Origin of the sequence: Cutibacterium namnetense (assembly GCF_001642025.1) — a bacterium.
Classification (GTDB): domain Bacteria; phylum Actinomycetota; class Actinomycetes; order Propionibacteriales; family Propionibacteriaceae; genus Cutibacterium; species Cutibacterium namnetense.
This window is the reverse complement of record NZ_LWHO01000003.1, coordinates 284328-309783: the sequence shown is the minus strand read 5'-3', so window position 1 is coordinate 309783 and position 25456 is coordinate 284328. Positions and strand designations below refer to the sequence as shown.

The 25456-nt window shown below is 59.4% G+C and carries 25 protein-coding genes; 6 read left to right on the top strand and 19 right to left on the bottom strand.

Annotated elements, in window-relative coordinates:
* Nucleotides 1-13 precede the first annotated feature (13 nt).
* From A5483_RS05025 to A5483_RS05015, 3 genes are all read right to left on the bottom strand, one after another.
* The gene (locus A5483_RS05025) at nt 14-2866 is read right to left on the bottom strand and encodes a vitamin B12-dependent ribonucleotide reductase (RefSeq protein WP_002548519.1); all 2853 of its coding nucleotides are present in this window, start codon (nt 2864-2866) and stop codon (nt 14-16) included.
* An 84-nt stretch (nt 2867-2950) separates the two neighbouring features.
* A complete protein-coding gene (gene nrdR, locus A5483_RS05020) occupies nt 2951-3457 on the bottom strand; it encodes a transcriptional regulator NrdR (protein ID WP_081474400.1) in 507 nt (168 codons plus the stop codon).
* Nucleotides 3458-3682: 225 nt separating this feature from the next.
* A complete protein-coding gene (locus A5483_RS05015) occupies nt 3683-4033 on the bottom strand; it encodes a hypothetical protein (RefSeq protein ID WP_002548663.1) in 351 nt (116 codons plus the stop codon).
* A gap of 266 nt (nt 4034-4299) precedes the next feature.
* On the opposite strand from A5483_RS05015, the gene A5483_RS05010 reads away from it, so the two are divergent.
* Nucleotides 4300-4983 carry a LexA family protein gene (locus A5483_RS05010; protein ID WP_042842607.1) on the top strand — a complete coding sequence of 228 codons (684 nt, stop codon included), beginning with the start codon at nt 4300-4302 and terminating at the stop codon, nt 4981-4983.
* 118 nt (nt 4984-5101) lie between these two features.
* On the opposite strand, the gene A5483_RS05005 is transcribed toward A5483_RS05010, so the two are convergent.
* The 4 genes from A5483_RS05005 to miaA all read right to left on the bottom strand — a co-directional run bounded on the left by A5483_RS05005 (nt 5102) and on the right by miaA (nt 10467).
* On the bottom strand, nt 5102-7150 hold the full coding sequence (locus A5483_RS05005) for an ATP-dependent DNA helicase (RefSeq protein ID WP_063811159.1): 2049 nt from the start codon (nt 7148-7150) through the stop codon (nt 5102-5104).
* Nucleotides 7140-8588 carry a GTPase HflX gene (hflX, locus tag A5483_RS05000; RefSeq protein ID WP_465249467.1) on the bottom strand — a complete coding sequence of 483 codons (1449 nt, stop codon included), beginning with the start codon at nt 8586-8588 and terminating at the stop codon, nt 7140-7142. Before hflX ends, A5483_RS05005 begins: the two co-directional genes overlap by 11 nt.
* A 90-nt stretch (nt 8589-8678) precedes the next feature.
* A complete protein-coding gene (gene dapF / locus A5483_RS04995) occupies nt 8679-9503 on the bottom strand; it encodes a diaminopimelate epimerase (RefSeq protein ID WP_002548659.1) in 825 nt (274 codons plus the stop codon).
* A 4-nt stretch (nt 9504-9507) separates the two neighbouring features.
* A complete protein-coding gene (miaA, locus tag A5483_RS04990) occupies nt 9508-10467 on the bottom strand; it encodes a tRNA (adenosine(37)-N6)-dimethylallyltransferase MiaA (RefSeq protein ID WP_241497683.1) in 960 nt (319 codons plus the stop codon).
* Nucleotides 10468-10584: 117 nt separating this feature from the next.
* Between miaA and A5483_RS04985 the strand changes: the two genes are divergently transcribed.
* Entirely contained in the window at nt 10585-10785 is a 201-nt protein-coding gene (locus tag A5483_RS04985; protein ID WP_063811157.1) for an antitoxin, read from the top strand.
* A gap of 154 nt (nt 10786-10939) precedes the next feature.
* Here A5483_RS04985 and miaB read toward each other — a convergent pair whose 3' ends face one another.
* On the bottom strand, nt 10940-12418 hold the full coding sequence (gene miaB / locus A5483_RS04980; RefSeq protein ID WP_063811156.1) for a tRNA (N6-isopentenyl adenosine(37)-C2)-methylthiotransferase MiaB: 1479 nt from the start codon (nt 12416-12418) through the stop codon (nt 10940-10942).
* Between the two features lie 60 nt (nt 12419-12478).
* On the bottom strand, nt 12479-14020 hold the full coding sequence (locus A5483_RS04975) for a YfcC family protein (RefSeq protein WP_002548987.1): 1542 nt from the start codon (nt 14018-14020) through the stop codon (nt 12479-12481).
* A 164-nt stretch (nt 14021-14184) separates the two neighbouring features.
* Here A5483_RS04975 and A5483_RS04970 point away from each other — a divergent pair, with 164 nt between their 5' ends.
* Complete coding sequence (locus A5483_RS04970; protein ID WP_063811155.1) at nt 14185-15084, top strand: aldose 1-epimerase family protein; 900 nt, start codon at nt 14185-14187, stop codon at nt 15082-15084.
* A gap of 40 nt (nt 15085-15124) precedes the next feature.
* Here the strand turns inward: A5483_RS04970 and rny are convergent, their stop codons facing one another.
* From rny to recA, 3 genes are all read right to left on the bottom strand, one after another.
* Nucleotides 15125-16753, bottom strand: a complete 1629-nt coding sequence (gene rny, locus A5483_RS04965) for a ribonuclease Y (protein WP_063811154.1) — start codon at nt 16751-16753, stop codon at nt 15125-15127.
* Between the two features lie 103 nt (nt 16754-16856).
* Nucleotides 16857-17372 carry a recombination regulator RecX gene (recX, locus tag A5483_RS04960; protein WP_002548619.1) on the bottom strand — a complete coding sequence of 172 codons (516 nt, stop codon included), beginning with the start codon at nt 17370-17372 and terminating at the stop codon, nt 16857-16859.
* Between the two features lie 29 nt (nt 17373-17401).
* The gene (recA, locus tag A5483_RS04955) at nt 17402-18448 is read right to left on the bottom strand and encodes a recombinase RecA (RefSeq protein WP_002548910.1); all 1047 of its coding nucleotides are present in this window, start codon (nt 18446-18448) and stop codon (nt 17402-17404) included.
* A gap of 151 nt (nt 18449-18599) precedes the next feature.
* Here recA and A5483_RS12605 point away from each other — a divergent pair, with 151 nt between their 5' ends.
* Nucleotides 18600-18785, top strand: coding sequence for a hypothetical protein (locus A5483_RS12605; RefSeq protein ID WP_081474421.1), 186 nt, complete (start codon nt 18600-18602; stop codon nt 18783-18785).
* On the opposite strand, the gene A5483_RS04950 is transcribed toward A5483_RS12605, so the two are convergent.
* Nucleotides 18759-18953 (bottom strand): DUF3046 domain-containing protein, encoded by a 195-nt coding sequence (locus A5483_RS04950; protein WP_002548807.1) that lies wholly within the window; start codon nt 18951-18953, stop codon nt 18759-18761. The genes A5483_RS12605 and A5483_RS04950 overlap by 27 nt on opposite strands.
* 201 nt (nt 18954-19154) lie before the next feature.
* On the opposite strand from A5483_RS04950, the gene A5483_RS04945 reads away from it, so the two are divergent.
* Nucleotides 19155-19958, top strand: coding sequence for a DeoR/GlpR family DNA-binding transcription regulator (locus A5483_RS04945; protein ID WP_002548426.1), 804 nt, complete (start codon nt 19155-19157; stop codon nt 19956-19958).
* Nucleotides 19959-20064: 106 nt separating this feature from the next.
* Here the strand turns inward: A5483_RS04945 and A5483_RS04940 are convergent, their stop codons facing one another.
* The 4 genes from A5483_RS04940 to rimO form a co-directional block, all read right to left on the bottom strand.
* Nucleotides 20065-20340, bottom strand: coding sequence for a helix-turn-helix domain-containing protein (locus A5483_RS04940; RefSeq protein WP_002549011.1), 276 nt, complete (start codon nt 20338-20340; stop codon nt 20065-20067).
* A gap of 100 nt (nt 20341-20440) precedes the next feature.
* A complete protein-coding gene (locus A5483_RS04935; RefSeq protein WP_002548376.1) occupies nt 20441-20926 on the bottom strand; it encodes a CinA family protein in 486 nt (161 codons plus the stop codon).
* Entirely contained in the window at nt 20923-21537 is a 615-nt protein-coding gene (gene pgsA, locus A5483_RS04930) for a CDP-diacylglycerol--glycerol-3-phosphate 3-phosphatidyltransferase (RefSeq protein ID WP_002548521.1), read from the bottom strand. Before pgsA ends, A5483_RS04935 begins: the two co-directional genes overlap by 4 nt.
* Nucleotides 21538-21646: 109 nt before the next feature.
* Nucleotides 21647-23071, bottom strand: a complete 1425-nt coding sequence (gene rimO, locus A5483_RS04925) for a 30S ribosomal protein S12 methylthiotransferase RimO (RefSeq protein WP_063811319.1) — start codon at nt 23069-23071, stop codon at nt 21647-21649.
* A 35-nt stretch (nt 23072-23106) separates the two neighbouring features.
* Between rimO and A5483_RS04920 the strand changes: the two genes are divergently transcribed.
* On the top strand, nt 23107-23913 hold the full coding sequence (locus tag A5483_RS04920; protein ID WP_063811153.1) for a fructosamine kinase family protein: 807 nt from the start codon (nt 23107-23109) through the stop codon (nt 23911-23913).
* A gap of 153 nt (nt 23914-24066) precedes the next feature.
* On the opposite strand, the gene pyrE is transcribed toward A5483_RS04920, so the two are convergent.
* Nucleotides 24067-24717, bottom strand: a complete 651-nt coding sequence (gene pyrE, locus A5483_RS04915; protein WP_002548430.1) for an orotate phosphoribosyltransferase — start codon at nt 24715-24717, stop codon at nt 24067-24069.
* Nucleotides 24718-24745: 28 nt separating this feature from the next.
* Nucleotides 24746-25456: an orotidine-5'-phosphate decarboxylase gene (gene pyrF / locus A5483_RS04910; protein ID WP_002548698.1), complete on the bottom strand. Its 711-nt coding sequence runs from the start codon at nt 25454-25456 to the stop codon at nt 24746-24748.

The window sequence follows — 25456 nt, the reverse complement described above, 5'->3', positions numbered from 1 at the left end:
GGTCATAGCGCCATCAGCTGCAACCGCTGGTGGAACCGCAACCCTCACAGACGTAGCAGGATCCCGAGGGACGCATCTTCGTTCCGCATGTCAAGCACAGCGGGGCGTCAACCTCACGACCCATCTGTTCCTCAAGGAGCTCGGCACTGGTGTGTGCCCCACCCACCCGCTCGAGGGATTCCTGAGTTGCGAAGAGACCGGGCTGGTTAGCTCCATCCTCGTGCACCCGGACGCGGTCAGCTGGCGTGTCCTTGAGGGTCTCCGAGTCAATGAGCTCTTGCTCCTCATCAGACAGGTAGGAACCCGTCTGGACGTAGCGAGCACGCTCGGCAGCGGTGTAGATGCCCAGCTCGGCGCGCTCATCAACGTCAAGGTAGTCGAGGGCCAGACGACGGAAGACATAGTCGATGATCGACGAGGCGATCCGAATGTCGGGGTCGTCGGTCATGCCAGCCGGCTCGAACTTGAGATTGGAGAACTTCTGGACGAAGGATTCCAGCGGCACACCATACTGCAAGCCGATAGACACCGCGATAGAGAAGGCGTCCATAACACCGGCAAGGGTGGATCCCTGCTTACCAAGCTTGAGGAAGATCTCACCCAAGCGTCCAGAACCGTAAGCGCCGGTAGTGAGATAACCTCCGGCTCCCGCAACCTGGAAGCTGGTGGTACGGCCCATGCGTGACTTCGGCAGACGCTGACGACGCGGGCGGTACTCGATCCGGATTTCCGGCTCGGCCTTCTCTTCCTCTTCCTTCTTCTTGACCTCAGAGAGAGGCTGACCGACCTTACAGTTGTCGCGGTAAACGGCCAGAGCCTTGAGGCCAAGCTTCCAGCCCTCCATGTAGACCCCGGCGATATCCTCAACCGTCGAGGATTCCGGCAGGTTGACGGTCTTAGAGATGGCACCAGACAGGAAAGGCTGGACGGCAGCCATCATCCTTACGTGACCCATCGGGGCGATGAACCGAGCGCCCATGGCACAGTCGAAGACCTCGTAGTGGGTCTCATCAAGGACAGGAGCACCCACGACCGAACCGTTGTCGGAGATGTAGGCGATGATCTTCTCGGCCTGCTCAGGGGTGTAGCCGAGGTTCTTAAGGGCCCGCGGCACCGTCTGGTTGACGATCTGCATCGAGCCGCCGCCGACCATTTTCTTGAACTTGACCAGAGAAAAGTCTGGTTCGATGCCGGTGGTGTCGCAGTCCATCATGAAGCCGATGGTGCCGGTCGGGGCAAGCACAGAAGCCTGAGCATTGCGGAAACCATTGGCATGACCGAGCTTGATGACCTTGTCCCATTCCGCCTTGGCAGCAGCCAGAGCGGCAGTGTCGTTGTCGTGCAGCGGGTGAACCTGGCGGTTAGCGTCACGATGCTTAGCCATGACGGCTTGGTGCGGCTCAGCGTTCTTGGCGTAACCGGCATAGGGCCCGACAATGGCAGCCAGTTCGGCGGAGCGTCGGTAGGAGACACCAGTCATGAGGGAGGTGATGGCAGCCGCGAGGGCGCGTCCACCATCGGAGTCGTAGCCCAGCCCCAAGGCCATAAGGAGAGCGCCCAGGTTGGCGTATCCGATACCGAGCTGCCGAAAATTACGGGTCGTCTCAGCGATAGCCTCGGTCGGGAAGTCAGCAAAGCAAATGGAGATGTCCATCGCAGTGATGACGAGCTCAACAGCTTTGGTGAACTTCTCGATGTCGAAGTGGTCATTCTCGTCAAGAAACTTCAGCAAGTTCAGGCTAGCTAAGTTGCATGAGGAGTTGTCCAGGCTCATGTACTCCGAACACGGGTTCGAGGCGTTGATCCGTCCACTATTCGGGCTGGTATGCCAGGCATTAATGGTGTCGTCGTACTGCAAGCCGGGATCGGCGCACTCCCAAGCAGCCTGAGCAATTTTGCCAAAGAGCTCCCTGGCATCAACGGTCTCAAGCACTTTTCCAGGCTCGGTGCGGGAAGTCAGGCCAAAGGGCTTACCCTGCTCAACAGCCGTCATGAAGGCGTCGGAGACACGCACCGAATTGTTGGCGTTCTGATACTGAACGCTGCTGATGTCACGCCCGCCCAGGTCCATATCGAACCCAGCATCGCGCAGAGCACGAATCTTGTCCTCCTCGCGCGCCTTAGTCTCGATGAACTCCACAATATCGGGGTGGTCGATGTCGAGGACGACCATCTTGGCAGCACGACGAGTGGCGCCACCTGACTTGATGGTCCCCGCTGAGGCATCAGCACCGCGCATAAAAGAGACCGGACCAGAAGCCGTGCCACCGGAGCTCAGCAGCTCCTTCGAGGAACGGATGCGAGAAATGTTGAGACCAGCACCGGAACCACCTTTAAAGATGAATCCCTCTTCTCGGTACCAATTGAGGATCGACTCCATCGAGTCATCCACCGAAAGAATGAAGCAGGCACTGACCTGCTGGGGGCTGGTAGTACCGACGTTGAACCACACCGGGGAATTGAAGCTAAAGTACTGGTGCACCAATAGCCAGATCAGCTCCTCGCCAAAGACCTTGGCATCCTCATCAGACGCGAAATAACCGTTTTCACGCCCAGTGGTCACGTAGGTGTTGACGACTCGATCGATGAGGGTCTTGAGGCTATCCTCGCGGACCGGGGTACCCAGAGCACCACGGAAATACTTATTGGTAACGATCGTCGAGGCGTTAACGCTCCAGAAGTCGGGGAACTCGACCCCGCGCTGCTCAAAGACCACATCGCCGGTACGCCAGTTTGTTTGCACGACGTCACGGCGTTCCCAGGTCACCTCGTCATAAGGATGAACACCTTCAGTGCTGAAGGTGCGCTCGACGTGCAGCCCCTTAGAGCGGCTCGTCCTGCGTGGTGCGGACTTGGTCTCAGTCATAGCTCCCTCTGAATTTTCGGTGATACGGGTGGTTGGTATCGATACTTAGTGCGAACTGCGGCACGCTCGACGCACTGCCGCTGGTCAGAAAAGCGGCTCGTCGTGCTTCGAAGGCCGCTTACGGCTCGAAGACTTCGTTTTATCGGAAGACTCGTCTCGCAACCGATCAATCTCAGTGGCGAAGTCTTCGATGGTGTCGTAGTTCAGATAAACGCTGGCAAACCTCAAGTAGGCGATGGAATCAAGCTCACGCAGTGGCCCCAGGATCGCCAACCCAATTTCCTCGCTGGGTATCTCCGCGATCCCTCGGGCCCGCAAGCCGTCCTCGACGCGTTGCCCCAGCAAAGCCAGATCGGCATCTGTGACCGGGCGTCCTTTGCATGCGTTGCGCACACCACGGATCACCTTGTCACGAGAGAAAGGCTCCTCGATGCCGTTGCGCTTGTGAACCGTCATCTGCATGCGTTCGATGGTCGTAAACCGTCGCTCACACATCGGACACTGCCGCCTCCGACGGATCGCAGTACCGTCTTCGCATACCCGCGAATCCAAGACTCGAGAGTCATCGTGCTGACAGAACGGGCAGCGCATCATCGCCTCCTTTCCCAACCTCACTAGGTTCCGAACAGCTGACTTGCCGTCGCTCTGGAAGACTACTCCTAACCAGGACCAAAAACACAACTTGTAGGTATCCCGAAACCGCCCGACACAACATCTGGTATTCAGAGGTGGCTTTTCAAGGGCGGGGCTGGACCGTCCGTCAAGTCGCCACGCGCGACACGCCGAAGACGAGCTTCCCTATGCCCCGCCCCCTCATCAGGATCTGACACCGGATAGCGCTTCAGGATGATGCGCGTCGACCCGAGCAACGCCCACATCATCCTCATGCCCACTGGCAAGATCCCCTTGCCACACCTGACCAAGACGTCCTACGGCGAGAATCACCCCGACAATCATGACAGCGATGGTTGCCAGCACAGCGGCGTCCCAGAACCGGTCATGATAGGGGTGGTGGCGCACAATGACGCCAGGGCGCCTCGCCATCAATTCCCGCCGGTCGATAACGACCACCGGCTCGGCAAACTCATCCTGCCACGGCCCGACAACCAGGTTGCCTCGGCCACTGAGCGTCGTCTCGATATCCCACTCGTACGTCTGAGCACTCATCGGATCACCTCTCTGTCAACGAGAGCCATCCGCTCCCGTCAGCGATCCCGGGAGGTATCCCCGGGAAGGAGCCGGCGACTAGAGGTCCGCCGGTGTCATCAATGACATCCCCTCGAGCCGACAGGTTCGCCGTCGCCACCATGGGACGCGCGGAGAACAACCTAGTGGGAGCGGATTAGGTGTCCTACTCATGGCCCCACACCCCTTCTCCGGAGCCACAACGCCGCTGCGGGGAACTGTCGTAGCTGCCTTATACCGTGACTGGCATGACCACCGATACGCCCGGAACCGACACTTCGGACCCGGCCGCCGTTTCGTCGGCTGCTCCGTTCACACATACCCGTGAGCCATCCGCCAAGGAGCGCGAAGTCTTGGCCGCCGTCAAGGAGGGGCTGCGTCGCGACGGCAAAGCCCCAACAGTCCGCGCCCTTGCCGAGATGACAGAAGCTGCGAGCACATCAACAATCCAGCGGCGTATTTCGTCCCTCATCGATCTGGGGCTGCTACGCCGAACCAATGGCACCCTCGAGGTGGTCGAAGACGCCGTCGAGGCCAACCATCCACATGGACCGCAAGCCCTCCACATCAAACTCCTCAATCCGGATACCACCGCCCGCGAAGAACACGACGAAACCGTCATCGCGGTGCCGCCCCAGTTCCTAAGTCACGGCGAGCACACAGCAATCATCGTTCGCGACGACGGGATGTCCCCCGAGATCCGCTCCGGAGATCTCGTAGTAGTGCGGCGTATATCGGCAAGCGAGCTACCCGACGATCCACCTGAGGCATACCTCGTGGTAGCCACAGTGGGTGGGACGACCGTCGTCCGCACCTTATCCAAAGTCTCGGGACGGCCATGGTTGTTGGCCTCCAACCCTGCCCACTCACCGATCAATCTCGACGATGCTTCCCTTCTAGGCCAGGCTGTGTCGCTAATGAGACGACTCTAGAACGGCTCCATAAAATTCCTAGAGACAAGATGCACACGCGATTGGAACCATCGAGACATACCACAAGCCCATATGGAACACGGCTGACAGAATTTTCTCTGACCCCTCAAGAACCTCATCATTCGCCCAGCCTTCGCAACGCACCAACAGCCATCTCTCGATCGGTCGTCGTCCAAAAAGGCGGCATCGACGCCCTCAAAAATTCGCCATACCTAGCAGTTACCAGCCGTGGGTCGAGGACAGCGACCACCCCACGATCGTCGGCGCAACGGATGAGCCGACCAGCCCCCTGGGCCAGCAAGAGCGCGGCATGGCCAGCCGCCACCGTCATAAACCCGTTGCCGCCAGCTTCCTCAACAGCCTTACTCCGGGCTGCCATGAGCGGGTCATCGGGTCGCGGAAACGGAATTCGATCAATAACAACCAGACGGCAGGTATCACCAGGAATGTCAACCCCCTGCCACAACGACACGGTTCCAAATAGGCAAGTGCGCGCATCGGCCATGAACCGCCGAGTAAGATCGGCCAGATGCCCTGTTCCCTGACACAAGACCGGAATATCAGGCATAGCACTGCGCATATGCTCGGCGGCAGTCACAGCATTGCGTTGAGAGGAAAATAGCCCCAACGTTCTCCCACCGGCCGCCCACACAAGCTCCGCAAGATCGTCGAGCACCTCGGGTGCAATACCTTCCCGCCCCGGGCGGGGCAACGACCTACCGACGTAAAGAATCCCCTGCTTCGAGTAGTCGAAAGGTGAGCCAACATCAACTCCTCGCCACCCCATCTGGGTGTCGAGGACTTCCGGAGTGTCTCCCTCAATCTGCTCGCGCGCAGACAGCCCAACACTGCGCGCTGTCGCGAGGAAGCTCCCACCAATGCACAAGGTCGCCGACGTTAATATCGTCGTGGACTGAGCAAAGACGTTCTCCCGTAGTAGGCCGCCAACACTCAGCGGAGCTACGTGAATGCTGCGGTATCCCTTCTCAGACTCAGAAACCCAGACCACGTCGGCGTCGGCCAGCCCCACCATGCGTTCGGCGGTCTCGAAAACCTCGCGCATCGCGGCTTGAGCCTGCACTCTCTCCGCATCGACTAGCTCCCTAGAGTCCTCGTCGTTTCGACCCAGCTGGCTGACTGCTACGCGAGCGAGGTCACGCAACACGCTACAGGCCTGGATCACTTGGGCATCCGTCTTGGTAACCCGGCCTGGAGCCGTCGCGTCCAGGGCATGAGCAATGGAATCGGCCTGATCCAGTAGGTCGGTGCCCACGTCATCATCAAGCCAGCTCATCGCCCGCTTCGCTGTCGTCGTCACGGTAGCTGGAGAAAGATCCTTTGAAGCGGCCCTAGTAAACCGGTTCACCAACTCATGGGCTTCATCAATAATGACCGTGTCATGCTCCGGGAGGATGCGTCCACCATTGAGGGCATCAATCGCGAGCATCGCGTGATTGGTAACCACCAGGTCAGCATTTCGGGCCTGATCCCGTGCAGTCTCCGATAAGCACTCGCTACCGAACGGACACCGCTGAGCCCCAAGACACTCATTGGCTGGCACGCTCACTTGAGCCCATGCGAGCGGAGTATGGGGCGGTGCATCATCGCGATCGCCCAGCCCAGATTCCTCAACCTGCTTTTCAGCCCACTCCCGTAACATGACGACCTCGGCCCCCAACGCAGACGCCGGAGCGGCTTCTGCCTCCCGAATGTCATCGGCTTCAACAACGAGATCTGCCCCCGAAACGAGAGTGCCCTGCCCCTTGGCGTGGATTGAACCGCCCCGCACCTTGTGCAGACAAATATGATTACTTCGACCCTTGAGGACTGCTACTTTCGGTCTACGGCACAAGATCTTGTCAGATGCGTCGAGGATGGCCGGAATGTCCTTATGGGCGAGCTGAGTCTGCAAAGCCAGCGTGGCGGTGGCGACGATGACTTGTGTCCCTTTTTCGATAGAATAAACCAAGGCGGGAGCCAGGTAGCCGAGGGATTTTCCCGTTCCCGTGCCAGCCTGGACCAATAAGTGCAGCTCGTCGCGCATGGCTTGGTCGACAGCCTCAGCCATCGTGGTCTGCCCAGGCCTCTCCTGGCCACCCATCTCAGAGACAGCAGTGCTGAGGAGATCACGACACATCTGGCTGACCTCTGCCGGCTCAATCCCCATCACAAGCCTCCTCAACCGCGGCCGCCAAAGCAGGGTGAAGGTGAGCAATGACATGAGTGCCATCGGTGGTGTGATCGACGAGTTCGATAGTTCCGTTGCGGTGGATCTTGTCCATGAGATCTCCGCGCGCATAGGGAACGACGACATCAACCCGCCGTGATGGAATTGGAAGTCCGGCCTCGATGGCTTCGACAAGCTCGTCGATTCCTTCACCTGTATGGGCAGAAACCAGATACGCCCCCGGGAAGGTCGAGCGCAAGGTCAAAATGACGTCATCGTCGAGACGATCGATCTTATCAAGAACAAGGATCTCTGGAATGTCGCTGGCCCCAATCCCCGACAGCACCCCGCGTACCGCGTCGACCTGGCCAATCGGGTCTGGATCAGCTGCATCGACGACGTGGACGAGCACATCGGCCGTCGCCGTCTCCTCCAGAGTGGACGCAAAAGCCTCGACGAGGTCATGGGGTAAGTGCCGAACGAACCCCACCGTGTCGGTGAGAGTGTAGACCCGACCGTCGGAAGTGGTGGTCCGACGGGTAGTGGGATCAAGGGTAGCAAAAAGCGCATTCTCGACGAGTACCCCGGCACGGGTGAGCCGGTTGAGCAAGGAGGACTTACCGGCGTTCGTATAACCCACGATCGCCACTGACGGCACTTTGTTACGGATACGATCAACCCGTTTGGAGGCACGGGTGGTTTCGATGCGCTTGAGACGACGACGCAACACCGCAATCCGATGGCTGATACGCCGACGGTCAGTCTCGATACGAGTCTCACCGGGACCACGACCTCCGATGCCGGCACCTCCAGCGGTTCGTCCACCTGTCTGACGCGACAGATTGCCGCCCCAACCACGCAGTCTCTGCTTGAGGTAGTTGAGCTGGGCAAGTTCCACCTGGGTACGACCCTCGACGCTACGCGCATGTTCAGCGAATATGTCGAGGATCAGGGCCGTCCGGTCGACGACCTTGACCTTGACCCGGTCCTCGAGGTTGCGCAGCTGGGCGGCGTCGAGCTCGCCGTCGCAAATGACAGTATCGGCACCGGTAGCCCGCACCACCTCGGCAAGTTCTGCCACCTTGCCCGAACCGATATATGTCGCCGGATCCGGGGTGGTCCGACGCTGCATGACGGCTTCGAGTACTTGAGAACCAGCCGTCTCAGCAAGAGCTTTCAGCTCCGCCATAGCGTTCTCGGCGTCGGTGGCGGTCCCCTGCGTCCACACCGAACACAGCACCACCCGTTCCAGCCTCAGCTGACGGTACTCGACTTCGGAAATATCCGACAGATCAGTCGACATACCCGGGACACGGGTCAGCGATAGGCGCGCCTCTAGATCAAATTGGCCGCCGTCGTAGTCGCTCTGGTCGTTGATATCGTCGACAACCTCCAGCGCATCCTCGCGCTCATCGTCGATTCGTTCGGTCTCTCTCACCCAGTATCCGTCCTCATGCCCCGATGCCATCGCGTTTAGTGTAGGAGGGCGTTCCGACAGATTCACTAACCAGAGTTCGCCAGCCGGCCCTCATTGGTCCGGCAGATCCACGTGGCCGGTGGCCAAGATCACCGCAGGACCGGTAAGGATGGCCCGGTAACCATCGTCGGCGGGGCTTAGTGTGACGACAATTCGTCCGCCGGGGACCTGCACCGTCCACGGTCCTCGGTGTCCAGTGCGAGCGGCCATGGCTGCGGCGACCGCGACTGTCCCTGTACCACAAGACATCGTTTCCCCCGAGCCCCTCTCATGGACTCGCATCGCCACAGTGTGCTGGTCTATCTGCTTGACAAACTCGACGTTGACACCAGCTGGGAATGCGGATCGTGGCCGCCAAGTCGGCGCCTCAGCAAGGTTGATACCAGAAACTGTGGTGTGGTCGGTCACAACGACGGCATGCGGATTGCCCACGTCGACCTTGCACGCCGGCCACCGCATGTCTCGGTGCTCGATCGTCACCTCGTCGGGCTCAATCCGGACCGCCCCCATGGTCACAGACACATCATCGTCGTCACGCAGCCAGACATGGCGCACTCCAGCGCGCGTCGCTACGTCAGCCTCAGTGGTTGTCATGCGTTCGGTCTGGCTGAGGTAACGCGCGAATACTCGCAAGCCGTTGCCGCAGATCTCCGCTGTGCTGCCGTCAGCGTTACGGTAATCCATAAACCACAGATCAGGATCACCATTCCAGTCCGCGACGTCCCTGGCTCGCAGAGCCTGGAGGGTGCCGTCAGCCCCGAGGCCGAACCGGCGATGGCACAGCCAACGCACCTGCTTGGGGGTTAGCGGATCATGCCGGTCGACGATGACAAAGTCATTGCCGGTGCCGTGTCCCTTCCAGAACGTCGTCGTCATGACATCAATCCTCCTCGCCAGCAGACAAAGCGGTCAACACCCTTGCCATGACGCAGTCATCAAGGTCCGAAGAGAGGGCATTGAACCATTCAATGCGGTCATCACGGCGATACCACATAAGCTGTTTACGGGCGAAGCGGCGAGTACCAGTGACGGTCCTACGACGCGCCTCATCCTCATCGTACTCACCGTCCAGATACTCCAACACTTGACGGTACCCCAATGCTCGGCTCGCGGTAAGTCCCCCTCGAAGGCCGGCGTCAACGAGAGAACACACCTCGTCAACGAAACCATCTGCCCACATCTGATCGACCCGTTCGGCAATACGCTGATCCATATCTTGGCGCGGCAGTTCCAGGCCAATTTGTACCGTGTTAGGCCAGTGGAAGGTCCCGTCGGGGATCGTGGCAGTAAACGACCCTGTCAAGTCAATAACTTCGAGAGCTCGAACGATCCGCCTGCCATTGCCGGGCAAGATCGACTCTGCAGCTTTGGGGTCACGGCGAGCAAGCTCGTCATGCAGCGCGTGCGGCCCCTGAGCATCTAACCTCTCCTGCCACCGAGCCCTCACTTGCGGATCAGTAGGCGGAATAGACATTTCGTCCAGGATGGCCTTGGTGTACAGCGCCGAACCCCCAACTAGGAACGGGATGACGCCACGAGACAGGCAATCCTCGACGGCGTCGCGGGCCAGCGTCTGCATCAGTACTATCGAACAGGGCTCGGTCACATCAAGGATTGACACCAGGTGATGCACCACGGTCTGCTGCTCACAGAGTGTAGGGGTAGCAGTACCAATGTCCATCCCGCGATACACCACCATCGAGTCAGTATTAATGATCTCGGCAGGGTGGCCTTCGGCATACAAGCGACGACACACTCGCACCGCTAACCCTGATTTTCCGCTAGCAGTGGGTCCGATGAGGCAGATGACCGGCAGATTCACGTCTTCATCCTTGCGCACCATCCCGACATACTCATAGCAACGCGTAGAGCGAAAAACCTCACACAGATGAACCACCCCATGTGTAGCCTGGAAGAGTCATCCCCGAGAGGGGGAAAACTCCCGAAAGGAGATCACATGGGACTCTTCGATAAGGCCAAGGACGCCATTAACAATCACCAGGACGACATCAAGAATCAGGCCAGCCAGCACAGCGATCAGGTCGAGCAGGGCATCGACAAGGCTGGCGACGCTGTCGACGACAAAACCGGCGGCAAGTTCTCCGATCAGGTCGACAAGGGCCAGGATGCCCTCAAAGGTAAGCTCGGCGATCTCTGAGTCGTCCACGACATAACGCAGCCTGTCCCCCGCTGAGGACCCGCTCCGGATGGGAGTGGCCGTGCTGCAATACGAGGGGTGGTGCTCCGCTGAGCACCACCCCTCGTATGTCTTCACAACTCACTCAAAACGCCGCACTTGTAACGCCCACCGATCAGCGTCGCGGCATCCTCACGGTAGGAAGCCCGAGCATCGTTGGAGTGTCACAGGACTCCTGACGAGCCTGCCACGCGTCTCCGCCGCGAGTACGACGCAAATTCACCAAGCCACCATCAGCTACCAAGTGATGCGGATGACCAGAAGTAATAACGACCTCACCAATATCACCTGGACGCGGCACATCATCACCGGGGTTAAGACTGACGTGGATTAAACGGTTATCGCGAGCCCGGCCCGTGACGCGATGGGTAGTTTCGTCCTTGCGGCCCTCCCCTTGCGCAAACATGACCTCGACCGTCCGTCCGACCTGGGCCTTGTTCTCTTGCCAGGCGATGTCGTCGACAAGCTCGACAAGTCGCTCGTAGCGTTCCTGGACGATCGGTTTTGGAACCTGATCCGCCATGACGCCGGCCGGGGTGTTCGGGCGGATGGAGTATTGGAAGGTGAAAGCTGCGGAGAATCTCGACTCTTCAACGACCCGCATCGTCTCAGCGAAGTCCTCATCAGTCTCACCAGGAAACCCAACGATGATGTCGGTAGTAATAGCAGCGTCAGGGATGGCCTCGCGCACCCGGTCAAGGATGCCCAGGAACTTCGTTGACCGGTACGAACGGCGCATCCGACGCAACACAACGTCGGAACCGGACTGCAGCGGCATATGTAAACTTGGCATGACGTTAGGAGTCTCAGCCATGGCCGCGATGACGTCGTCGGTAAAAGCCGCCGGATGTGGGGAAGTGAACCTTACCCTCTCTAGGCCATCGATGGTTCCGCAAGCACGAAGCAGTTTAGCGAAAGCGCCACGATCGCCGAATTGGACTCCATAAGAATTGACGTTTTGGCCTAGCAGCGTGATTTCTTGGATTCCCTCATCAACGAGGGCGCGGATCTCGGAAAGAATCTCGCCGGGACGGCGGTCAGTTTCTTTACCGCGCAGCTGTGGAACGATGCAGAAGGTGCACGTATTGTTGCAACCCACCGAGATGGATACCCACGCCGAATAAGCGGAATCGCGCTTGGCCGGCAAGTTCGACGGGAAGGTGACCAGAGACTCCTCGATCTCCACCTGGGCTGTCGCATTGTGGCGAGCTCTCTTAAGCAGAGCTGGTAGCGAGCCAACGTTGTGGGTACCAAAAACGACGTCAACCCATGGAGCTCGCGCAACAACGGTGTCTTTGTCCTTCTGAGCCATGCAGCCACCGACCGCTAGCTGCATCCCAGGATGAGCCGACTTCACTGCAGCCATGTGGCCGAGGGTGCCATAAAGGCGGTTATCAGCGTTTTCTCGCACCGCGCAGGTGTTGAAGACAACGACGTCAGCTGGTGCCAACGTGTCAGTTCTAGGGTCGGGAACGTAGCCGGCCTCCTCGAGGAGTCCGGCGATGCGCTCGGAGTCATGAACATTCATCTGACACCCGTAGGTCACAACCCGATAGGTCGGGGCCTCGGTGTGCTGCAAGGTGTTATTGGGCATGGCGCACACACTCTACGTCATGTACTCATCGCGATGTACACTCGCTGGCGAGTGCGCTGGTCACATCACCGTCTGAAGCACGAGCAAAATCCCGCCATAGACGAGGACGAACACCACCAGCGGCCACACGAACTTCAACCAGTGTGAGTACTTAATGTCCAGCATCTGCAGGGTTGCCATCACCAAGCCGGTAGGTGCCAGGAAGAGCATCGCATATTGACCCCACTGGTATGCACAAAGCACAGTAGCCCGCGAGACCCCTGCAGTGTCTCCTAACGGAGCCATGATCGGCAGAGCCAAGACCGCCAACCCTGACGATGACGGCACGATGAAGCCGAGCAAAAAGAATACGATCAGCAAGGACAGCACGAAGACCGGGCCGCTGACATGGGAGACGACCTTTGCTGATTCATACAACAAGGTGTCAGAAATCATTCCTTCATTGAGAATGTGGTTAATTCCACGGGCCAAGCCAATGATAAGAGAGACAGCAACAAGACTGGACGAACCTGCACTAAACGAATCGACCAGTTTTTTCTCGCTGAGCTTGTTCGGTCCTGTAGCTGCAATAAACATGATGATGATCGTGATAGCGAGGAATGAGGAAGCCATAGCTGGGAACCACCAGCCTCGGGCCATGACACCCCAGACCATAATCGGAAAAGCTGCCGCAAAGAGGAACAGGATAATCTTGCGCCGCCAATCGAATCCAATCTCAGCACCACCATGTCCCAGCGACCACTGAGCAGCGAAGGCTTCCCGGTCTTCCCACGCATAGGAGAATTCAGGATTAGCCTTGACCTTCTTTGAGTACCACGCCAAATAGAGCACCACGGCGATAGCGCCCCCGACAAGTCCGATGACGCGCCAGGTCATCCCTTCAGTAAGTCGGATACCAGCAGCATTGGCCCCAATTGCCGAGGAGAACGGATTGATCGTCGCAAAGCAAGTACCAATCGATCCAGCAAGGAAGATCGACCCCACAACGACGAGGGCGTCATATCCCATCGCTATAAATACCGGGGCTAAAATTGGATAGAAAGCAACTGCCTCTTCTTCAAGCCCACAGGTCGTACCACCTACGATCATGAAGAGAGATACAAAGAGGACAAGCAGAAACTCCCTGCCCTTCGATCTTGCGGTGAGACGACCAAGGCCAGCCTCGAATGCGCCACTCGCTTTCACCACCCCGATGAGTCCACCCAAAACGAGGATGAAGACGATAATATCGACGGCTTCAATCGTGCCAGTCACCATCCCATTAGTGATATCTCCGATGGCCGCGGGGTGAGGGGCAACTCGCTGATAAGTACCTGGCACCGACACTGATCCCGTTATTGATCCCGAGGTAAACTCTGAGATCTTCATTGCGACACCGTACTTGTCGAGAGTCGCCTGGGTTGCAGTATGTTTCGTTGTGGCTCCATTGGGGTCCACAATCACCAACTGATTAGAACCAGCGGTGTAGCTCATCTTTGAGTACGTCCCCGCAGGAACAAACCACGTACAGACAACAGCGAGCACCGTTAGTACGAAGAGGATTGTAAATGCCGAGGGAACCCGTAGTCGATGGCGCGCCTCGATAGCATTGTCACGGGACAAGGTACACCTGCTTTCTCCTCGCCGTGGCGAGGGGGGCGACGACGCTGCCAGCCCCTTCGTTGGTCATCGTTACTCTATGAACAATAGCATCACCATCGGGAATGCGTAGGTACCGGGGGCTTAAAAACTCGCGCCCACAAAGCGCCCAGCGCTACCCTTTCGCCATGATCAATGACGTCATCCTCCCCACCGGTACCCAGTATGAGATTTCCCATGGCCCTTGGCAGGCCATCGTCACAGAACAGGGTGCCACCCTTCGCAGCCTTCGCCATGACGGAGTAGATGTCGTCAAATCCTTTAATGCTGATCAGTCGCCGGCATCGTCCCAAGGCCAGCAGCTTCTCCCCTGGCCCAACCGCATCCGTGACGGTCACTACACCTTCAATGGAGTCGAGCAGCAGTTGGCCGTAAGCGAGGTCGACCGCCACAATGCCATCCACGGTCTAGTGGCATGGTCTCGCTGGTCTTTGGTGGAACACACCGACACGTCGGTGACTCAAGCAATCCGAATCATGGCTCGCCCTGGTTGGCCTGGAACCATCGACGTACACCTTACCCACCGCCTGAGCGACACCGGTTTGGCTATCGAGGTCACCGCGCGCAACGTCGGTACGACCGCGGTGCCCTTTGGATACGCGGCTCACCCCTACTTCTGTCTGGGTGGCGCGATCGATGACTGGATGATCGACGCCCCGTTTACCTCATGGCTACAGGTCGATGATCGGCTGCTCCCAGTGCAGATGCGCGAGATGGATAACACCCACACGCTCAGCGGTACCACGGTTGGACAGCGCACCTTCGATACCGCCTACACCGTAGAGGGGGATGGAACCGTCGGATCACCCGCATGGCGTATCAGGGTCTCCAGCGGTGAGAGGAGCCACGAGTTATGGGGCGATGCCGCAATGGGCTGGGCACAGATCTACACCCCAGACGACCGCCACAGTCTGGCCATCGAGCCGATGACCTGCGGCCCAGACGCATTTAACGAGGGCCCGACCCACAGTGATGTCATTCGACTGGAGCCCGGCGATGACGCCACACTGCACTGGGGCATCGCCTGACTCGCAGGAGCTCGAATGGACCAAGACGCAAGAGGAGGACTCACGCCTCCCCGACGGTCTCTACTGCCTGGAACGAGCGGATCACAGTAACCCGGGTCCTTCCAGGAACGGTGACCTGCTTCCCTATTGCTAGGGCGATCTGGCGGGCAAGGCGTGAGGCACGAACATCGTCGATAGTGCCCGGGTCGACAAGAATCTGCACCTCACGCCCTGCCTGCAGCGCGAAGGCGCGTTCGACCCCGGAGAAGCTGGTGGCTATTTCTTCGATGGTGTCCATCCGCCGAACGTGGGCTTCAAGGGAATCACGCCGAGCCCCAGGTCGGGCCGCAGAGATAGCGTCCGCGGCCTTGACGATGAAGTCAGTGACGCTCACCGGGTCAATTTCGTCGTGGTGGGCAGCAATGGCGTGAATAACCTCCTCTGATTCGCCGTAACGACGTGCTAGCTCGGCACCAATAGCAGCATGGCTGCTTCCCTCAATACCTGGGGTGAGGGACTTGCCGAGGTCATGCAAAAATGCAGCCCGCCGACAGGTTTCGACGTCAGCCCCAATCTCGGCAGCCAAATTGGCTGCCAGCCGAGCGCACTCGACGCAGTGATCTAGTACCTGCTGGCCATAGGAGGTCCGGAATCTCAATGAGCCAAGGATCGGCAGCAGGCGATCATCAATATCGCCAATCCCTGCCTTCGATAGAGCGTCAGCGGCAGCATCAAGACACATGTCCTCGATGCGATCGACTGCTCGTTGGTGTGCCCTTTCGATACTGGTGGGGTGAATACGACCATCCTCGACCAAATCGGTGAGAGCTTGACGAGCCACCTCGCGTCGCATCGGGTCGAAGCAACTCACTAGCACGATCTCCGGGGTGTCATCAATGATGACGGTCACTCCAGTGACCTGCTCAAAGGTACGAATATTGCGACCCTCTCGACCAATGACTCGGCCTTTCATCTCGTCGCTAGGCAGCGGCACGACGCTAACGACGGTGTCGGCAACCATCTCAGAGGAACACCGCTGGATGACCTCCGCCACGATGTGACGAGCCTTGACCTCAGCCGACGCCGTCACCTCGGAGACGATGGCACGGGCACTGTTTTCGGCGACGACGCGAGCTTCCCTACCCAGATGCTCAACGAGTTCATCACGAGCTTCATCGAGGGACATCTCGGCGATCCGTTCCAGTTCGGTAACGATCTGACCACGCTGTTGATTGAGCTCGGCATCACGCTCATCAAGTTGTGAACTGCGTTCGGCTAGCTCCAACCGATCCTGCTCGACCTTGTCGAGCCCCTCTTCGAGATGGCGGCGCGCTTCTTGCAGCCGGCGATCGCGTTCGGTCAGTTCTTCGACGGAGCGGCGATTAATCTCTAACAGGGCCTCGGCGCTACGCCGGGCTTGATCGGCATGGTCGGCACGGCGAGCTTCATCGGAGACTCGGGCGCGGCTAGACTCAAGCTCCGCTCGAGTCGTAGCGACATCCTTGCGACTATCGACGAGATCCTGACTGGCCCGGGACAACCGCTCTTCAACTCGAGAAAGCTCCGAGTCCTTGGCGTCGCGCTGTGATTCCGCTCGCTCCACCCTCCTGCCAATGGCTCGATGGTCTGCCAGCCAGCCGATAATGGCTACCGCTGCGAGCACCGACACTGCGAAGAGTGCGATGAGCATGGCCCCTGTCCTCTCTCACGTCGTGACCCGAATCTGCATCGTCGCCCTCACCATGCCCGGTACAAGAACCGTCAGGCACGCGCAAGGGGTAAACGGTACAACTCTAGTCGAACAGCCCAGTTGTTGGGGCTTCGGGGGGCTCCTCGCCGAGCTCATCACGTGCCGCGCGAATAGCAGCCCATGCGATGTGAGGGCCGTATCCCTTACGGGCCAGCGCCCCAAGGACTCGTCGGGTCAACCGAGCTTCTTCAACGTCACGGCCGGCACGCAGTTTGGTTATCGCCAGCTCTGTGGCGGCGTCAAGTTCGTCAGCGTCGCTGATCTGAGACGTCGCATCCTCGATAATTCGAGAGTCGACCCCCTTACGAGACAACTCAGCGGCCACGGCTCTACGAGACAACCCTCTCATCCCATGTCGAGATGCTGCCCAGCGATTCGCGAAGTCAGCGTCGTCAATAAGCCCCACCTCAGTGAGGCGATCGAGGACCGCTTCACGCACGGGTTCGGGTACCCCCTTGGAATCGAGGACGTCCGCAAGCTCACTGCGAGTGTTGGCTCGACGGTCCAGTCGCTTGAGGCAGATTTCTCGAGCCTCCTCGTACCACTGGTCGTCAGTCAACTCCCGCTGCGGGCCCTGGCCTCGGCGATTCAGAATTCCACCTCACCGGTCTGGGGATCGACGCCCTCAGGAACCTCCGCCTCCCGCAAGCCAAGGTGGATCAGGATCTTGTCTTCGATCTCATTGGCGACATCCGGGTTACCCTTGAGGAAGTTTCGGACGTTCTCCTTACCCTGACCCAACTGTTCATTGTTGTAGCTGAACCACGAACCGGACTTGGTAATGATGCCGCAATCTACGCCCATATCGATGAGGCTTCCTTCGCGAGAAATGCCCTGTCCGTAGAGAATGTCAAACTCTGCCTGCTTAAAAGGTGGGGCGACTTTGTTCTTGACGACCTTGACACGAGTGCGGTTACCGACCATCTCTGACCCGTCCTTGAGAGTCTCGATACGTCGCACATCGAGGCGCACGGACGAGTAGAACTTGAGGGCGCGGCCACCTGTCGTCGTCTCTGGGGAACCGAACATGACGCCGATCTTCTCGCGCAGCTGGTTAATAAAGATAGCGGTAGTACCGGCAGCATTCAGCGCTCCGGTCATCTTGCGCAAAGCCTGGCTCATGAGACGGGCCTGCAGGCCAACATGGGAATCGCCCATCTCCCCCTCGATCTCGGCCTTCGGAGTCAGAGCTGCCACCGAGTCCACAACGACGAGCTCCAAGGCGCCCGAGCGAACGAGAGTGTCGGCAATCTCAAGAGCCTGCTCACCATTGTCAGGCTGGCTTACTAGCAGGGAATCTGTATCGACCCCAAGCTTGCGTGCGTATTCTGGGTCGAGAGCGTGCTCGGCGTCGATGAAGGCACAGATGCCACCTTCAGCCTGAGCATTAGCGATGGCATGCAAAGCCACCGTCGTCTTGCCGGAGGACTCGGGGCCATAGATCTCAACAATCCTGCCGCGCGGGAGGCCTCCGACCCCCAAAGCGACGTCAAGGGCTACCGATCCGGTGGGGATAGCGGCGATCTTAACGGTCTCCTGCTCACCAAGGCGCATGATAGAGCCCTTGCCGTGCTGCTTCTCGATCTGCTGCAAGGCCGTGGCAAGGGCCTTTTCGCGGTCAGCGGTCGCTGCCATGTCGTTCCTTCCTCGAAGGCGGTCCCCCGCCCCATTTGACGCGCGGCACCGCCGCAGCGTTGGTCATACGTGGCGATGAGGGAACCCCATCGGCTTCCCTGAGCCATCACCCAAACTGTAGGAGCGGGGTCGGACAATTCGTCAGGCAATGTTGTACCTGTGGATAACTCGCCGACGTACCCGTCCGCTCAGCTGTGGACAACCTTCCCAAATGCCACCGACAACTATTGAGCACACCATGTTCCGGTTTTGTTCCACTGCTGTTCGGCCCCGCCACCATGTCGCTGTCGACGCCCGCGGCACCTCCAGATCACCGCAAAGAATCGGACAGCTCTAAGGTTTCCCAACACGCCCGCCAGATCGTCTTAGCATCGACTCCATCGGCCAACGCTTCCTGCACTGTCCGGGAGTCGAGACCCGGAACCGCCTGCTGCGCGGCCCAGATGCGGCAGTAGCCGTCACCAAGCGCCTCAGCTAGTCGTGTCCACAATTGGGTCTGTGTCATAGTTCAAGCCTATGCGCTTGCATGCGACCGAACCCCGCCCATCCCGAACCGACGTAGTACCAGCGACACACGCTGGGCCAGGGGCGGCGTCAATCATGTCGCACCCTGACTCCATCGCTGCGAGCAGCACGATAAGATCAACATAACTGCAGGGACGCTCATCACGCCACGCGAACTCGTCAAGCGAACTGGGAGGGGATAATGCCATCGGACACCCATTCGACGTCTTCTCGCCGCAACGATCGCATGGTGGCCATTCTCGCTATGCTGCGGGACCGTGACGAGGTCCCTCTTCGCGATATGACATCAGCGTTGGGGGCCAGCGCGGCCACTATCCGGCGCGATGTCGTTTCCTTGGCCGAGCAGGGCCTGCTCATTCGCTCACACGGAACTGCGCGACGCGCCGGAACTGGCGCTGAGCTACCCGTCAATCTACGGGACGGTCGCCGTCGTCGTGCCAAGGAAGCCATTGCCCACGCCGTAGCTTCCGAGCTGCCGATCGGTCGTCACGCCATTGGTCTGACCGGTGGAACCACGACGACCGAAATCGTCCGGGCCCTGCATCATCGTCACGACCTGACCCTCATTACAAACTCTGTAAGCATTGCCCTTGAGGCCGCTAGTCAGGGCCAGCAGAGGGTCCTGATTACTGGCGGGGTACTGCGCCCATCCTCCCTTGAACTCGTCGGCTCCTTAGCCGAATCCACCTTCAAGCAGGTCAATGTTGGAACAGCCATCGTCGGATGCGACGGCATGAGCGCCGAGGGAGGTCTGACGACCCACGACGGCATCGAGGCAGCTACCAACCACACCATGATCAAACGAGCTGCACGCATTATTGCGGCTGTCGACGGGTCGAAGATCGGTCGAGTCACCCTCGCCAAGCTGGCTGAGGCCAAGGACGTCGACCTCCTCATCACTGACGATTCTGCCGACCCCGAAGAACTAACCCGGCTACGCGCGCTTGGCATCGCGATTCGAATTGTCCACGCGCCCCTCGACTAACTACCCCTCAACTATCGCCAGCGCTCACTAGCTGTGGCCGGTACTTGTCCTCAACATAGACGTTCCCGGCCCCAACGGGACCGGGAACGTCACAAGCTCGGTGTGTTCAAGCCGCAACGGTGATGCGGTGTTCAGTGGTGCCCTCGTTCTTGAGCATCTTGTCGCTGATGATGCGCATGAGGTCAGACTGGGGAAGGTTCAGAGCAGTGCAGATGGCCAAGATAAGCTCGCTGGAAGCTTCCTTCTGGCCTCGCTCCACTTCTGACAGGTAACCAAGAGACACGCGTGCGGCAGAAGACACCTCACGCAGGGTTCGACCCTGTGCGAACCTCTGCTCCCGCAGAGACTCGCCGAGCACTTCACGCAACAGAGTTGATTTCATGGGCGTCTCCTCCTAAGTGGTTCATCCATGACAACGCGCTACCCCGGTGAAACATTCCCCACACGGCGAAATTATTCACTTTTTCTTGATCTCCGCGTCTTCAACCTTCCCAGCCGAGGACAGCCTCACATCCCAAACTGAGAAGACGCTCCACTGTGCCGCAACGAATCTCCTCGCGCGAACCTCCAAGTTGAAGCCGCTTAACGGCCGGTTCCCCGCGATAGGCCACCGCGATAAACACAGTCCCAGCCTGCTCGCCGTCCTGGGGATCAGGCCCAGCAACTCCGGTACACGCCATTCCGACGTCAGCGCCGCAAACCTTGCGACAGCCCATAGCCATCTGGGCAGCGGTGATGGAGTTGACCACACCATGCTCCGCTATCCACTGTGCGTCAACCCCTGCCAGGGCGGATTTGAGCTCGCTAGCATACGTAACCAGACCACCACGAAATACCGTTGATGCCCCCGGCACAGTGGTAATCGTCGCGGCAACAAGACCTGCCGTCAGAGATTCGCAGGTCGCTGCCGTCAGTCCGTGCTCAGACAGCACGTCAATGAGCCGACGGGCTCCTTCATTGCCAGTCACCTGCGCGTACGCTTTCGGGCCGACCCGGACTCGGTCATTGTTTCGCGGTTACGAATTTGAATGGCGTCGCGGACGTACACCAGACCGGTGGCCACTGTGAGGACGAAGGCAACGATCATGACCGCCCACGCCATGACGTAGACAAAGGTAGGCATGCGCCATAGGCCAAGGCAGAACAGCGTGATCGCCAGGGCCTGCATGGCCGTCTTGAGTTTGCCGCCCTTGTTAGCCGCCATCACCTCATACTTGAGCATCTTCATCCGCATGACGGTGATGCCCCATTCACGCAACAAGATGATGACCGTCATCCACCATGGAAACTCGCCGATGACCGAAAGGCCAATGAAGGCCATGCCGGTCAGTGCCTTATCAGCAATCGAATCGCCGATCTTGCCGAAGTTGGTGACAAGGTTGTACTTACGAGCGACCTTGCCATCGACGAAGTCGGTAAGGATCGCCACCATGAAGACGATCGTCGTGGCCGTCCGCCAGCCACCTTCATGATCATGGGCTAACAGCATCCATCCGAAGACGGGAACCGCAATAACTCTCAGCAGGGTCAGCGCATTGGGAACGTTGATGCTGCTGGGACGGTCCTTCTTCGTGGCCATAGATTCAGTATCTCGCGTGACGACGTCTCATGCGACTCGCCGCCCGGAAAAGAACTCGGATTGATCATCCTTTGTCAGCGCGCTGAGGCCGAGGGACGAATCGCGACGCTTAGACATTCGTAGGCCGCGCGACGAGATCAACACCGTCAGAACCGACGAACTCAACCTCGACGATGTCCCCCACGCTAACCGCGGGTGCGTCAACCAGGGTGACGACGCCATCGACTTCAGGCCCCTGATGCTCGGCCCTGCCGATAACGGCCTCATCGACCTCCTCGACCATAACCCGCCCCCGGGTGCCAATCCGGTCCTCGGCACGCTGGGAAACGAGTTCGTCGATCAGATCAGCGAGATCTTCGCGGCGAGCAGCAACAACGTCCTCGTCTACGTGTCCATCGAGCCTGGCTCCCTCAGTGCCCTCCTCATCGGAGTAGGCAAAGATGCCGGCAACATCGAGGCGGGCGCGCTGCAAAAAATCAACCAAAACCGCGACGTCCTCGTCTGTCTCGCCAGGAAAACCAGTAATGAAGTTCGACCTCAAACCGGCCTCTGGGCAGCGAGAACGGATGGAATCGATGATGTTTAAAAAGGACTCGGCGTCACCAAATCGACGCATCCGACGCAGCAACGGTCCCGACGCGTGTTGGAAGGACAGATCGAAATAGGGCACGACCTTATCTGTGGCCAGCATCATGTCGATAAGCCCCGGTCGCAGCTCGGCTGGCTGCAAATAAGACACCCGGATCCATTCCAGACCGTCAACCTGGTCAAGGCTGACGAGCAACTTCTCTAACAGTCTGAGATCTCCCAGATCTTTACCGTAAGAGCTGGAATTCTCACTGACGAGGAATACCTCCCTGACGCCGTGGTCTACCAACCAACGAGCCTCCTCGACGATCTCTGCGATCGGGCGAGAAAGGTAAGAGCCACGGAAACGAGGGATGGCACAGAACGCACAACGACGGTCACAACCCGAGGCCATCTTAAGCGGCGCGCTGGGCCCTGTCCCGAGCCGTCGCCGGGTGGCTCGGGGACCGGACGCCGGAGCCATGGAGGCCGGAAGGTCAGGGGCCGTGCCGTGGCCCGGAACAGAAACCCCGGCGCGTGCGATCGGTCGATCGACCGGGCTAATAGGCAACAGGGCACGTCGGTCACGGGGCACGTGGGCCTCAAGCGATCCGCCGTCCAAGATGGTTCGCAACCGGACCGCGATGTCGTCGTAATCATCGAATCCCAGCACCGCATCGGCCTCAGGCAGAGACTCCGCTAGCTCACGCCCGTAACGTTCGGCCATGCACCCGACCGCAACGACTGAGGTCGTAGTGCCACTCCCCTTGAGATCAGCGGCAGCCAGCAAGGTATCGACGGAGTCCTTCTTGGCCTGCTCGATGAAGCCACAGGTATTGACGACGACGGTCTCCGCCTCGGCAGGGTCATCAACGAGACGGAACCCGCCAGCCTCCATTCGGGCCGCGAGTTCCTCGGAGTCGACATCGTTGCGGGCACAGCCCATCGACACCAGATGGACTGTCATGAGGTGATCATCGGCGGACACAAGACTCCGTTCTGATAGACAAGGTAGTTTCGGCTGCATCCTACGCGTCTACCGTGGGATCCATGACCTTTCGCAAGACCGACCACCGCAGAAACGCCATTGACTACGAGGTCGCCGGGCTAGCGTGGCTCGCTGCTGCTGAGCCAGCTGGGGCCGCAATCGTCAAAGTTCTCGACCATGGTAAGGGATGGCTCACCGAACCCGAATTGTCCACGGTACGTCCCACCCGCGAGGCAGCCGAGGAGTTTGGCCGCCGACTGGCTCACACCCACGCAACCGGGGCCTCGCACTTGGGAGCGGCACCTGACGGGTTTGCTCCCGACGGTGGGTATATCGGTCGTGCTCCCCTGCCATTGCCCTCCGAGCCAATCTCCTCGTGGGGAGAGTTCTATGCCCAGTACCGCATTGAACCTTATATGGACAGCCTCGACGCCGACGCCCGAGCAATCATGTCGAGGCTAGTCGACCGATTGGCCAGCGGGGATCTCGACCATGACCAACCAGCCTTGGTGACCGATGCGGCAGCCAGAACCCATGGGGACATGTGGACTGGCAACCTCATGTGGACCGCCGACGGTGTCGTCCTCATTGACCCTGCCGCTCAAGGAGGCCACGCCGAGGAGGACCTCGCAGCCCTATCAGTATTCGGCACTCCCTTTACCGAGCGAATCCGGGAAGCCTACAACGAGGAATCGCCGCTGGCTGACGGCTGGCAGGATCGAATCGGACTGCACCAACTTCATATGCTCATCGTGCATTGCTGGCTCTTCGGCGGCGGATACGTTGACCAGACCCTCGCGATCGCCCGACGGTGGGTGTGATCCAGTGTCGCGGTCACTTACCTGTCTCCGTGGTCCCATAACGAGCGAATCGGAGCACAACCACCAAGGTTCTATGTGCTCGGCGCAAACCTGGTGATCGTCGCCCAGATACAACAAGACTCCGTCAGCGGGTCAAGAACGCCAGCGCGCTCATCAGTGTGCGTCGGACCAGGCCTGCGGATCCGACGACCACGTCGCCAAAGTGGTCTGCTGCTCAGGTGTGATCCGCCCGGACTCGGCAGCCACCTCGATCAGAGTCGGATAGTTCGACAAGGTGTACAGCGGCAGCCCGGCTTTCTCGAAGGCGCAGTGGCCCTTCTCCAGTTCGTAGGAGAAGAGAGCGAGGACACCGACCACCGTCGATCCCTCGCCCTTTACCGCCTCGGCAGCCTTGAGCACCGAGCCGCCTGTGGAGATGAGGTCCTCGACCATGACGACCTGGGACCGAGCTGGGATACGCCCCTCAATCTGGTTGCCTCGCCCATGATCCTTTGGAGCAGAACGCACATAGGCCATGGGTGCGCCAAGTCGATCAGCGGCAAGAGCGGCATGGGCGATGCCAGCCGTAGCAGTACCGGCCACGACGTCGACCTGATGGAAGTTGGTGCGAACAAGTGAAGCCAACCCATCAGCAATGAGATCACGGGTCTGCGGATCCGAGAGGGTCACCCGGTTGTCGCAGTAGATGGGCGAGTGCAGCCCGGATGCCCAGGTGAACGGGACATCCGGAGACAGCGAGACGGCCCCAATGGCGAGCAGGCGCTCAGCGAACTCGCGGGCGGTCTCATTATTAGTCAGGGTCATAGTGGTCTTCCTCCGAGTTGTGTTGTCATCAGGCTTTCCGCCCGGCATTCCAGTCATCGCGAATGGCGTGGTAGGCGGCTACCGGGTCGTCAGCCTTAGTAATGGGACGCCCCACCACAATCGCCGAGGAGCCCATCGCAGCGGCGTTACCCGGAGTGGCGACCCTGGCCTGATCCCCTACCGCCGCCCCTGCCGGACGAATCCCCGGGGTGACGCGTAGGAAGTCTGGACCGGTTACCGAAGCGATATCGGCGGCCTCGTGAGCCGAGCAGACGACGCCAGACAGTCCGGCGGCCTGGGCAAGCTTGGCGTAGTTACGCACCGACTCGACAAGCGGCGCCTCCACTAGCTGCTCGGTTTTCAACGCCTCGGGGGAGGTGGAGGTGAGCTGGGTGATGGCAATGACACGAGTGGTCTCGGCGGCGTCTCCCAGGCCCTCGAGCGAAGCCTCCATCATGGCTCTGCCACCGGCTGCGTGCACGGTAAGTAGGTCTGCGCCCAGCTTGGAGAGACTCGAAGCAGCACCCTTGACGGTATTGGGGATGTCGTGAAGCTTGAGATCGCAGAAGACGTCGTGCCCGGCCTCCTTAAGGCTGGCGACTACGCTCGGCCCAGCCGCGTAGAACAATTCCATGCCTACCTTGACGAAAAGACTCTCCCCGTCGAATCGACCGACGAAGTCAAGAGCTGCCTCGCCGCTAGGAAGGTCGAGAGCGATGATTGGGCGGGTGGTGTCCAT